General features: G+C 28.3%; 11 protein-coding genes and 1 other annotated feature. All 11 genes read left to right on the top strand.

The annotated features are described in order from the left end of the window. A partial coding sequence (locus J7G74_RS02400; protein WP_297131426.1) for an AAA family ATPase occupies positions 1-1,236 on the top strand: 1,236 nt, incomplete at its 5' end. A 145-nt stretch (positions 1,237-1,381) separates the two neighbouring features. After that, on the top strand, positions 1,382-2,008 hold the full coding sequence (gene nth, locus J7G74_RS02395; protein WP_297131423.1) for an endonuclease III: 627 nt from the start codon (positions 1,382-1,384) through the stop codon (positions 2,006-2,008). A gap of 5 nt (positions 2,009-2,013) precedes the next feature. After that, positions 2,014-3,342 carry a VanW family protein gene (locus J7G74_RS02390; RefSeq protein ID WP_297131420.1) on the top strand — a complete coding sequence of 443 codons (1,329 nt, stop codon included), beginning with the start codon at positions 2,014-2,016 and terminating at the stop codon, positions 3,340-3,342. Positions 3,343-3,468: 126 nt separating this feature from the next. Next, positions 3,469-3,939 (top strand): tRNA (uridine(34)/cytosine(34)/5-carboxymethylaminomethyluridine(34)-2'-O)-methyltransferase TrmL, encoded by a 471-nt coding sequence (trmL, locus tag J7G74_RS02385; protein ID WP_187295296.1) that lies wholly within the window; start codon positions 3,469-3,471, stop codon positions 3,937-3,939. Positions 3,940-3,979: 40 nt separating this feature from the next. Then, positions 3,980-4,825: a DegV family protein gene (locus J7G74_RS02380; protein ID WP_297131412.1), complete on the top strand. Its 846-nt coding sequence runs from the start codon at positions 3,980-3,982 to the stop codon at positions 4,823-4,825. Between the two features lie 269 nt (positions 4,826-5,094). Beyond that, positions 5,095-6,132 (top strand): BMP family lipoprotein, encoded by a 1,038-nt coding sequence (locus tag J7G74_RS02375; protein WP_297131409.1) that lies wholly within the window; start codon positions 5,095-5,097, stop codon positions 6,130-6,132. Between the two features lie 609 nt (positions 6,133-6,741). Further along, positions 6,742-8,313: an ABC transporter ATP-binding protein gene (locus J7G74_RS02370; RefSeq protein ID WP_297131406.1), complete on the top strand. Its 1,572-nt coding sequence runs from the start codon at positions 6,742-6,744 to the stop codon at positions 8,311-8,313. Continuing rightward, positions 8,303-9,397, top strand: a complete 1,095-nt coding sequence (locus J7G74_RS02365) for an ABC transporter permease (RefSeq protein ID WP_297131403.1) — start codon at positions 8,303-8,305, stop codon at positions 9,395-9,397. Before J7G74_RS02370 ends, J7G74_RS02365 begins: the two co-directional genes overlap by 11 nt. Beyond that, positions 9,397-10,332, top strand: coding sequence for an ABC transporter permease (locus J7G74_RS02360; protein ID WP_297131400.1), 936 nt, complete (start codon positions 9,397-9,399; stop codon positions 10,330-10,332). The genes J7G74_RS02365 and J7G74_RS02360 overlap by 1 nt, the downstream gene beginning before the upstream one ends. A gap of 321 nt (positions 10,333-10,653) precedes the next feature. Then, positions 10,654-11,448 (top strand): putative sporulation protein YtxC, encoded by a 795-nt coding sequence (locus J7G74_RS02355; RefSeq protein ID WP_297131398.1) that lies wholly within the window; start codon positions 10,654-10,656, stop codon positions 11,446-11,448. Positions 11,449-11,528: 80 nt separating this feature from the next. Further along, positions 11,529-11,761 (top strand) — a binding site (T-box leader). A 55-nt stretch (positions 11,762-11,816) separates the two neighbouring features. Then, positions 11,817-13,191, top strand: a 1,375-nt coding sequence (gene thrS / locus J7G74_RS02350; protein ID WP_297131396.1) for a threonine--tRNA ligase, incomplete at its 3' end; no start/stop codon positions are given.

Below are 13,191 nucleotides of genomic sequence, written 5' to 3'. Positions count from 1 at the left end.
GTATTATATGCACAACAACTTTTATCTTATCCTATGTCTTGGGAGTTGTTGAAAAAAGCTATACAATCACAAAAAATATCTATAGATACAAAAGTATCAATTGAGCCTGAAGATATACCACTTGATGTGAAAATCATTTTAATAGGAATTAATTATATTTATGATGTACTTTATAAATATGATGACGAGTTTAGTAAGTACTTTAAAATATTTGTTGATTTTGATAATGAGATGGATAGAAATGAATATACAGAAGATGGAATAGCTAGGTTTATCGCTTTCCAATGTAATAAAAATCATCTTAACCATTTTACTTATGAAGCTGTAGAAGATATTATAAAACAAAGTACAAGAATTGTTGGAAATAAGAAAAAATTATCTACAGACTTTAATAAGCTATTAGAAATAGTAACAGAAGCAGATATATTTGCTAAAATTGAAAATAGAGAATTAGTCCAGGCTGAGGATGTTCAAAGGGCAGTATTAGAAAAAAGAAATAGGCTTAATAAAATAGAAAACAAACTAGATGAATTTTTTGATAATAATACAATAATGATAGATACTGAAGGATCAAGGGTAGGAGTAATAAATGGCCTTTCTGTTTATACTATGGGAGAATATTGTTTTGGCCGTCCATCAAGAATAAGTGTTACTACTAGTATGGGAAATAGAGGTATTATAAATATCGAAAGAGAAGTGAAAATGAGTGGATCTATACATAGTAAAGGTGTATTGATTTTACAAGGTTATTTAACAGAAAACTTTGCACAGGAATATCCTTTATCTATGAATGCTTTTATTTGTTTTGAACAAAATTATGGAGGGATAGATGGAGATAGTGCAACTTTAGCAGAATTATGTGCAATACTTTCTTCATTAAGCGGAGTTCCGATTAAACAAAATATTGCAGTTACAGGATCACTTAATCAAAAAGGAGACATACAAGTAGTAGGAGGTATAACTGAAAAAATAGAAGGATTTTATAACATTTGCAAAAAAAGAGGATTTGAAAATAAAAACTATGGAGTAATTTTGCCGAAAGATAATATGAATAATTTAATATTATCTAGAGAATTAGAAGAATCTATAGAAAAAGGTGATTTTAATATTTATCCAATAAGTTCTATTGAAGAGGCAACAGAAATTTTAATGAATAATGTGTTTGAAGATATAAAAAAAATGGTAAAAAACAAGTTAGATACTTATAATCGATCAAAAGAATTAAAGGAAGATTAAATATATTGGTATAATTAAAAGCAAGAACTTATAAAGTTTTTGCTTTTTTAATACAAAAAAACAAAAAATTGAAAATACTACTTTGTTATATATTGATTAAATTGATAGATAATAAAAGTAAAATATAAAATAAGGGGGAAATAAAATGAAAAATGTAAATGAAATTTTAGATAAATTAGAAGAGTTATATCCAGATGCTCGTTGTGAGTTAGAATATACAACAGCATTTGAGTTGTTAATAGCGACTATATTATCAGCTCAATGTACTGATGTAAGGGTAAATATCGTTACAAGAGAAATGTTTAAAAAGTATAATACAGCCGAGGCGTTTGCTCAGCTGTCGGAAGATGAAATCATAGAAGAAATAAAAACATGCGGGCTTTATAAAAGTAAAGCTAAAAAAATTAAAGCTACATCTGAAATGTTATGCAGAGACTATAACGGTGAAGTCCCAGATACTTTAGAAGAACTTGTAAAACTGCCTGGTGTAGGTAGAAAAACAGCAGATGTTGTTTTAAGTAATGCGTTTAATAAGGATGCAATAGCTGTAGATACACATGTTTTTAGAGTTTCAAATAGAATTGGTATAGTAAATACCAAAACTCCGGAAAAAACGGAATTTGCATTAATGGATGCTATACCTAAACATAGATGGTCTCACTCCCATCATGTTCTAATTTTTCATGGAAGGAGATTATGTAAAGCAAGAAAACCAGAGTGTAAGTTATGCCCTATAAAAGATGATTGTAATTATTATCAAGGAAAGGAATGATAATTTTGAGAAAGCTTAAGATTGCAATACTTTTATCATTAATTATTATATCATTCAACAATGTAGTCTTAAGTAATGCTATTGAATTTAAAGGTAAAATACACAAGAATGTATATATAAGAGACATGGATTTATCAGGCTTAACAAAAAATGAAGCAGAAAATAAGATAAATGAAATGTTAAGTAATAATGAATCTTGTATATTAAAATTAAATAATAAAGAATTTATTTTTTCAAAAGAAAAAATAGATGTGGATTACAACGTTGATGAATTGGTAAAAGAAGCCTATGATGTTGGAAGAAGTGAAGGAATTATATCGAATTTAAAGGTTAAAGCTAACTTAAATATGGGAGATAAACTTATTTTAGATTATAATATAACTTATAATGAAAAAAAACTAGAGGAGTATATAAAATATATTAATAAAGAAATTTATAAAAAGCCTATTAATTCAACTATAGGAGTTAATAATGGTAACATTATAGTTACTAAAGAAAAGTATGGATATAAATTAAACGAAAATGAATTAAGACAAGTACTAATAAGTAAAATTGAGAATATAGATAAAAAAGATGTAATTATACCTATATCATATATAAAGCCACATTATCTATATAGTCAATTAAGCCAGATTAATAGTGTTTTAGGAAGGTTTGAAACATATTTTAATCCTAACAATAAAAATAGAAGTAGTAATATAAAGTTAGCATCAGATGCAAATAATAATATATTACTTTGTCCTGGAGAAAGATTTTCTTTTAATTCTAATATAGAGGACGCTCATATATACAAATATTTAAAAGAAGCTCCTGTAATAATAAATGGCAAATCTGAAAAAGGAATAGGCGGAGGTATGTGCCAAGTTTCTAGTACAATCTATAATGCTGCTTTGTATTCTGGTATGAAAATTATTAATGTAAAAAATCATTCTATTCCAAGTAAATATATTGAAAAAGGAAGAGATGCTACAGTATCTAGAGGATGTATAGATTTAAAATTTAGTAATAAATTTAATGCACCTGTTTTTATATATAATGAAATTGACAATAATAAAATTGTATCTACTATTTATGGAAATGAAAAGGATAAAATGGATATTGAAGTCATAACAGAAGTGACTGATATAATTAATAATAAGGTAATAAGAAAAAATAGTGAAGAATATGATTTTGGACAAGAAATTATTGAGCAACAAGGTAGAAAAGGGTATAAAGTAAAGACTTATAGGGTTTATAAAAGTAAATTAGATAATAAGACTGAATATATTGGAGAAAGTTATTATCCTCCTCAAGATAAAGTGATTATATATGGAACCAGACAAGAAAGAAAGTAATGGTGTATAAAAAATCAACTATTATTAAAATAAATTTCTGTTATAATGTATTTAGGTTAAAATAAGAAGGCTTAAAATTAAGCAATATGTCAAAATTTATTAGAGAAATATAAACGGAGGATTATTATGTCAATAAATGTGGTACTAGTAGAACCTGAGATACCTCAAAATACAGGTAATATAATAAGAACTTGCGCTAATACAGGAGCAACTTTACATTTAATAAGACCGTTAGGTTTTTCGTTACAAGATAAATATTTAAAAAGATCTGGTCTTGATTACTGGGATATTTCAGATATTAAATATTATGATAGTTTTGAAGAATTACAAGCTAAATATCCTGATTCTAAATTTTTCTACTCAACAACAAAGACTGACAAAGCTCATTCAGATATGGAATTTGAGGATGGATGTTTTGTAGTATTCGGAAAAGAAACAAAAGGGTTACCAGAAAGTCTTTTAGCAGAAAATAAAGAAACATGTATGAGAATACCTATGGTAAAATTAGAAAAAGCTAGATCGTTAAATTTATCTAATTCAGTTGCTATAGTAGTTTATGAGGCTCTAAGACAAATTGGTTATCCAAATATGAGATAGTTTGTGAAGATTTAGTAAATTAAGAAAGGATATTGATGGGATGAGTAACATAAAAATAATATGTGATAGTTTATCGGATGTAAATAAAGACTATTTAGAGCAATATGATATAGATGTAGTACCTTTAACAGTTATATTAGACGGAAAAGAGTATAGGGATGGAATAGATATAAAACCAGAAGAATTTTATAAAATATTGAGAGAACAAAATGTTCATCCTAAAACATCTCAAGCTACATATGCTCAATTCAAGGAGATATTTGACAAATATACTAATGAAGGAAAAACAGTATTATATTTATCTGGATCTTCGGCAGCAACAGGAACATGTCAAAGTGCTATAATGGCTAAAAATGATTCTGAAGGCGACATACATATATATGATACTTATAATTTAACTTTTGGTGCAGGTATATTTGTAGTTAAGGCTGCTGAATTAATTAATGAAGGAAAAAGTATTGAAGAAGTATTTGAAGAATTAGATAAATTGAAAGAAAAATTTATATTAATGTTCACTGTAGATACTTTAGAATACCTTCAAAAAGGAGGTAGAATATCTTCTACAAAGGCAGCCGTTGGTAGTATATTAAATATTAAACCTATATTGGAAGTTAAGGATGGATTAGTTTCTCAAGCTGGTCAGGTTAGAGGAAAGAAAAATGCAATCAACAAAATGGTTGACTTAATTAAAGAGAAACTTGGTAATGATATAGAACAGGATGAAGTATATATAGGTTACAGTGATGATTTAAAAGAAAAAGAAAAATTAACTCAAATTGTTACAGAGGTATTTAAACCTAAAAAAATAGAATATTTTATTGTTGGAACTTGCATAGGTGCTCACTCAGGGCCTGGTGTAAGTGGAATACTTTGTTTTAAAAAATAAATATAAAATTAATAAAAAAGAGGGTAGTTATATACCTCTTTTTTTATGTTATAAAAAAATATGTAATAATTGGTATATTGTGCATTTAAATCCAATAAAAATTGATTATAATACAATTAATGACATAAATAGTGTAACATATTTAAAAAAGTAACTAAAAAAATAATTTAAATTATAAAAAAATTAAAAATAGTATAGATAAATTGAATAAAATGGTATAAAATATAAATTGAAAAAGACGAAATTTATACTACTTTTAGGAGGAAATCATGAAATTCAAAAAAATAGTTGCATTATCATTAACTATGATAATGTCAGTAGGATTATTAGTTGGATGTGAATCTAAAGATTCTGCATCAGATACAGAAAAAGTCACTGTAGGTATGATAACAGATGTTGGTGGAGTAAACGATGAATCATTCAACCAAACTACTTGGGAAGGATTACAAGCTATAAAGAAAGAATTAGGCGAAGATAAAGTAGAAGTTAAATATTTAGAATCAAAACAAGATGCAGACTACACTCCAAATATAGAACAATTCGTTGATCAAGAATTAGACTTAATAATAGGTGTAGGATATAAACTAGCAGATGCTGTAGAAAAAGCTGCAAAAGCTTATCCAGAGCAACAATTTGCTATAGTTGACCATGCTTACGAAAAGCAACCAGAAAACGTAACTTCTTTAATATTTGAAGATAATGTATCAGGATATTTAGTAGGTTTAATAGCTGGTAAAATGACTGAAACTAATAAAGTTGCTTTCATAGGTGGTATGAAATCATTAACTTTAGATAAATTCGAATATGGATTCAAAGCTGGTGTTAAAGCTGCTAACCCAAAAGCTGAGGTATTAGCTCAATATGCAAACAGTTTTTCTGATTCAGCTTTAGGAAAATCTATAGCTAATTCAATGATGTCTAATGGTGTTGATGTAATATTCCCATGTGCTGGTGCTGCAGGTATAGGAGCTATAGAAGCAGTTAAAGAAGCAGGAAAATATGCTATAGGTGTTGATAAAGACCAAAATGATTTAGCTCCAGATAACGTAATAACTTCAGCAATGAAAAATGTTAATATAGCTGTTGGTGATATGGTAAAAGCTTTAGTTGATGGATCTTATAAATCTGGTGAAGTTAAGATAAATACTTTAGCTACTGGTGGTGTTGGTATAGCTCCAACTAGTGAGAAAAATGTTCCAGCTGAAATATTAAACTTTGTTGATGAAAAATCTAAAGAAATCGTTGATGGAAAAATAGTAGTTCCATCTACTGAGGAAGAATATAAAAAAGCATACGGAGATAAATAATAATTAACTATTTTATAGTAAAGATATAAATGATATTCCATTGAGATATTAAACTATTTCAATGGAATATTTTATTGTCAAAAAAGCAGAATAACATATATTATTTTTTTATTATTTAAAGCAATTATTGTTGGCAAAAATCTTGTAGAATGATATAATTATTAAGATAAATATTATATACTAATTGCATTATAATGATTAAATGTTACACTATTTTGCAAAATATATAATTAGTAATCGAATGATAATTTATTTGTTTAAATTAAGTATAATAAATACTTTAACAATAATTAAGTTGTTATTTTAATATTGTATCAATACCTAAAAGATTATGACGGAAAAATAAATATTAAATCTATAAAAAATTTAATTTACCTAACAAATAGATTGTGCCATTTGTGGATAATATATAGGTATATTATCCATTTTTTAATTGTAAGGAAATTATATGTTATCTGTCTTGTAGATAATATATAATTATAAACTTTGTTGCTTGAGCAACGTGCGAAGACGTTGGCCATATGAGGTAGAGCGCCCACGCAGTGTCTTAAGCAAAGTGAATTTTTTATTTTGAATAAATATAGTTAGACAAGGAGGTCAAAAATAGCTATGAATAATAATATCATAGACTACAGTCAAAAGGTTGTTGAAATGAAGAATATAACTAAAAAGTTCGGCGACTTTGTAGCAAACGATAATATAAATTTGACTGTACATAAAGGTGAAGTACATGCGCTTTTAGGAGAAAATGGAGCGGGTAAGTCTACTCTTATGAATATATTATATGGACTTTATAATCCTACATCAGGAGAGATTTATATAAATGGAGAATTAGTAGACATAAGTAATCCAAATGTAGCTATATCAAAAGGAATAGGTATGGTTCATCAACATTTTATGCTTGTTCAACCTTTCACAGTTGCAGAGAATATTGTATTAGGAACAGAGCCAACTGCAAATTTAGGAGCTCTAGATATGAAAAAAGCAATTAAGGATGTTAAGGAAATATCTGAGAAATATGGATTATTTGTTGACCCAATGTCAAAAATACAAGATATAACAGTAGGTATGCAACAAAGAGTTGAGATATTAAAAGCATTGTATAGAGGAGCTGAAACTCTTATACTTGATGAACCTACAGCTGTTTTAACTCCACAAGAGATAACAGAGCTTATTAATATAATAAGAAACTTAACAAAAGAAGGTAAATCAGTAATAATAATTACTCATAAACTTAAGGAAATAAAGGCTATAGCGGATTATTGTACTGTAATTAGAAGAGGAAAGTACATAGATACAGTAAAGGTATCTGATGTTACAGAAAATGACTTAGCAGAGATGATGGTCGGAAGAGAAGTTAACTTTAAGGTTGAAAAGGAAGAAGCAAAGCCTACAAAAACAGTATTAAAGATAAATAATTTAATTGTTAAAGATAATAGAAAGATAAATGTCGTTGATGGGTTATCTTTAGAAGTAAAAGCTGGAGAAATACTAGGAATTGCTGGTATCGACGGAAATGGTCAGTCAGAGTTAGTTGAAGCTCTTACAGGACTTAGAAAAGTTGAATCAGGTATTATAGAAATCAATGGAGACACAGTTGTAAATAATACTCCAAAACAAATATTTAAAAAAGGAATAAAAAATATTCCAGAAGATAGACAAAAAAGAGGTCTTGTATTAGATTACACTGTTGCTGAAAATGTTGTTTTACAAAACTATAAAGAGAATAAATATTCTAAAAATGGAATATTAAACCCACAAGCAATAAATGAACAAGCTCAAAAAATAATTGATAGATTTGATGTTAGACCAAATGACCTTAATGCTAAAGCAAGAGGCTTATCAGGTGGTAACCAACAAAAAATTATAATAGGTAGAGAAGTTACAAATATAGAAGTTTCAAGACAAGATAGTCATGAACCACAGTTATTAATAGCGACTCAGCCGACAAGAGGTCTTGATGTAGGTGCTATAGAGTTCGTTCATAAATCATTAGTTGAACAAAGAGATGCAGGAAATGGAGTTCTTTTAGTATCTTTAGAATTAGATGAAGTCATGAATGTATCTGATAGAATAGCGGTTATATACGAAGGTAAAATAGTTGGTATAGTAAATGCTAAAGAAACAGATGAAAATGAACTAGGAATGATGATGGCAGGAGGTGACTGCAATGGAAAATAGCTTAAAAGCTAAAAAGAAAGTTTCTTTTTTTAATGATGCAGTTAAGTTTTCATTATTATCAATAGCTCTTGGTTTACTTGTTGGGGCAATAGTTCTTGTTATATCAGGAAATGATCCAATATTAGTTTATGGGGCGATGATAGAAGGTATTATAGGAAAACCTAAATATATAGCTTGGACTATTATAAAGGCAACACCATATATTCTTACTGGTTTATCTATAGCATTTGCTTTTAAAACAGGTTTATTTAATATAGGTGCAGAAGGGCAGTTTATAATAGGTGCATTAGTCGCAACTATATTAGGTTATAGTTTAGATTTACCAGCTATAATTCATATACCTGTGACAATGATAGTAGCAGGATTTGCTGGTGGACTTTGGGGTGCAATATCTGGTTTCCTAAAAGCTAAGTTTGGAATAAATGAAGTTATAGCTTCAATAATGTTAAACTGGATAGCATTCTATTTAAGTAACTTTATGGTTTCGAATAGTTTCCTATCTATACCAAATAGTGAAGCATCAGTAGATATAAAAGAAACAGCGAGTATAAGTATAAATTGGATGAAAGATTTAGTTGGACCAGCTACTAGCGTTAACTGGGGTATAGTTATATCTTTAGTATTAGTATTTGTAATTTGGTTTATATTAACTAAAACTACTTTAGGTTTCGAACTTAGAGCAGTTGGTCATAACAGAGATGCAGCTGAATATGCTGGTATAGATGTTAGTAAATCTATATTAAAATCAATGGCTATAGCAGGTTTATTAGCTGGTATAGCAGGCGCAATACAGGTTATGGGTGTAACTCATAATATAACAGTATTAGCAGCGCAAGAAGGTTATGGATTTGACGGAATAGCTGTAGCATTAATAGCTAATAGCAATCCTATAGGAGTTATATTCTCTGGTTTATTATTTGGAGCATTTAAATACGGTGGTATAAAAATGCAAGCTGTAAATTCTCCTTCAGAAGTAATAAACATTGTTATCGGTTCTATAGTTTACTTTATCGCTTTAAGTAATGGATTAAGAATTTTATATACTAAAATAAAGGCAAAAAGAGCAAAAGGGGGTAACGAATAATGCAAGATTTAGCGCTTATTATTAGTACAACATTAATGTACTCAACTCCCCTTATATACACAGCATTAGGAGGAGTATTCTCTGAAAACTCAGGTATTATAAATATAGGTCTAGAAGGTATGATGACTATTGGTGCTTTTTCAGCAGCCGCAGCTGGAGTTATAACAGGTAATCCATGGATAGCATTTTTAGTTGGTGGTCTTGCTGGTGCATTATTTGCTTTAATTCATGCAATAGCAACAATAAACTTCAATGCAGACCATACTATATCAGGGGTTGCAATTAACCTTTTAGCCCCAGGTTTGGCTTTATTTTTATCTAAAATAATGTTTGATGGAGCAACAACTACTCCAACAATACCAATGGAAGATAAAATGCCAAGATTATTTAATGGTATATTTGAGTCTGGCGGAACATTAGATACAATATTTAATAACTATGCAACAGTGTATATAGCATTTATATTAATTGCAGTAGTTTATTATGTTTTATATAAAACTAAATTTGGTCTTAGAATAAGAGCTGTTGGAGAGCACCCAGGAGCTGCAGATACTTTAGGTATAAATGTTACTAAAGTAAGATATAGTGGTGTTATAATTTCTGGATTCTTAGCAGGTTTAGGAGGAGCTTCAATGAGTTTAGCGTTAGTTTCTTCATTCAGACCTACATTAGTATCTGGTCAAGGATATATAGCTATGGCAGCTGTTATATTTGGAAAATGGAGACCTCAATGGGCAGCACTTGCTTGTTTATTATTTGGATTCTCAACAGCATTATCTGTATACTTTGGAAGTCCAACATTGCCATTTACAATAAATGAAAACTTATTATCAATGATACCTTATATAGTAACATTAATAGTTCTAGTATTATTTGTTAAAAATTCTAAAGCTCCATCTGCTTTAGGTAATGCATATAAAAAAGGTGAAAGATAATTTTCAAAAATGCTATGAAATTTTTCATAGCATTTTTTTACGTGCAAGGAAATTATATTGAGTTTGCAATTGTGAAAAACTACTAGGTTAAAGCATTATAAATATGTTTGAGAAGTTGTAAAAAAATAAATTTTGAGCAACGGGCAAAGCCGTTGGCGACATGAGCGAAGCGAATTTTTTATTTAAAATATAAATATTTACATTAAAATTTAAGTTATTTATAGATGGAATATGAATTAAAATAGTTATAAATGAGATAATAAAAATAGATGGATTTAACTAAGAATAAATTTCTCTTAATTATTTGAAAGGGGCGATAGTATGACGGATAGAACTATGCAAATAAGTTTTTTACCCCAACATATAGAATTTGTAAGAGAATTTCTTCAAGAGAAAAGTTATCTTGATATAGTTAGCTATGATGAAGATTTAGATTGCATATCTATAAATATAACTAAAGTAAAAGGCTATGATAGACTTTGTTCTAGTATTACAGATTTAATAATCAATATAATTAAACAGAGAGATTTGAAAGATTACATATGGAAAACCTATAATAATATAGAAGAAGGGGAGAAGGAAAGTGTATACATAGAAGCATTAAGTTTATTTGATAAAAAACATGATTTTATAAAAAAAACTATATATAGTAAAGTATATGATTTTATTATAGATAACAATGATTTAAACTTAGGTGGTTTCTTTAAATTTAGAATGAAAGATTTTCATAGTTATTTATCTATATTAAGTGACATAGCGTTGGAAGAACATCTAATTAAAAGAGATAAAAAGGAATTTTTAGATTCTTTAAAATATTTCATTGAAATACAAGAAGAAAAAATGAATTTATTAAGAATAACTATCACAAAAGATAGTAATTTTATTTTAAGTGATGAACATGGTAATCAAATTGAAAATTTAAATAATCAAGATTTGATTAATATTGCTATGCAAGAGGATTTAAATAATGAAGATCTTTTAATAAGTGCAATAATTACACTTTGTCCTAAAAAAATTGAAATACTAGATATGTCCAATAATAAAAAATCTAGAGAAATAGTAGAAATGGTTAGTTTATTATTTGAAGGAAAGGTAACACTAATATATAGTAATTAATATAATACAACTAAGATTGGAATATAAAATAATATAGTTGAATTATGATAATCTATCTGATATAATTAAGATTAATTAAAAATAGTGCAATGAAGAGACAAAGTAAAATAGATTAATTATTTTAAAGAGAAGAATGGGCCTTGGCTGTGAGCTCGTCGAAAATAATCCTATTTGAAAACTAGCTTGGAGCAGAATTTATTAGCATATTTCTATATGTGAAAGTATTCGGTTGACTACCTTATAGTCATCAAGAGGATATATTTTTTATATATATCAACTTGGGTGGAACCACGAGATATTACTCGTCCCAATTTTTTTGGGACGAGTTTTTTTATTGTATAATATATAATTTTATAGGAGGCAAAACAATGATTAAAGTTACATTAAAAGACGGATCAATAAGAGAATTTGAAAATGAACTTTCTGTCTTAGAGATTGCAAAATCAATAAGCGAAGGTTTAGCAAGAGCAGTGGTTGCTGCATCGGTAAATGATGAAGTAGTAGGACTTGATTATGTAGTTAAGGAAGATTGTTCATTAAACTTATTCAAGTTTGATGATGCAGAAGGTAAGGATGTATTTAGACATACATCTGCACATATGTTAGCACAAGCTATAAAAAGATTATACCCTGATGCTAAGTTTGCAATAGGGCCAAGTATAGAAAATGGATTCTATTACGACATAGATTTAGATCATAGACTAACTATGGAAGATTTAGAAAAAATAGAAGCTGAAATGAAAAAAATAGCTAAAGAAGATTTAAAAGTTGAAAGATATGAATTACCAAGAGAAGAAGCTTTATCATGGGCAAAAGAAAATGGTGAAATATATAAACAAGAATTAATAGAAGATTTACCAGAAGGTGAAATTATATCATTCTACAAACAAGGGGATTTCACTGATTTATGTAGAGGACCACATTTACCATCAACTAAAAAAGTAAAAGCTGTTAAACTACTTAGTGTTGCAGGTGCTTATTGGCGTGGGGATGAAAAAAATAAAATGCTTCAAAGAGTTTATGGGATAACTTTTGAAAAGAATAAAGATTTAGAACAATATTTACACTTATTAGAAGAAGCTAAAAAGAGAGACCATAGAAAATTAGGTAAAGAATTAGATTTATTCTTTATACCAGAAGAAGGTCCAGGGTTCCCTCTATTCTTACCAAAAGGTATGGAATTAAAAAATTCTTTATTAAAATTCTGGAGAGAAATACACAGAGAAGATGGATACCAAGAAATTGAAACTCCAATAATATTAAACCAAAAATTATGGGAAACTTCAGGACACTGGTTTAACTATAAAGAAAATATGTATACTGTAAATATAGATGATCAACAGTTTGCTATAAAACCAATGAACTGTCCAGGATCATTAATATACTATAACTCTAAGCCACATTCATATAAAGAGTTCCCAATGAAGGTTGCAGAGTTAGGAAGGGTTCATAGACATGAATTATCAGGTGCACTACATGGATTAATGAGAGTTAGAGCTTTTACTCAAGATGATGCTCATATATTCATGTTACCAGAACAAATAAAAGATCAAATAAAAGGTGTTGTAGATTTAATAGATAGAGTTTACAAGACTTTTGGATTTGAGTATCACTTAGAGTTATCTACTAGACCAGAAAATTCAATAGGAACTGACCAAGATTGGGAAGCTGCTGAAAATGGATTAAGAGAAGCTTTAGAAGAATTAAATCTTCCATATATATTAAATGAAGGAGATGGAGCAT

The sequence above is a fragment of the Terrisporobacter sp. genome, assembly GCF_017888745.1.
In the GTDB taxonomy this organism is placed as follows: Bacteria; Bacillota; Clostridia; order Peptostreptococcales; family Peptostreptococcaceae; genus Terrisporobacter.
This window is presented reverse-complemented; position numbering and strand designations above follow the sequence as displayed.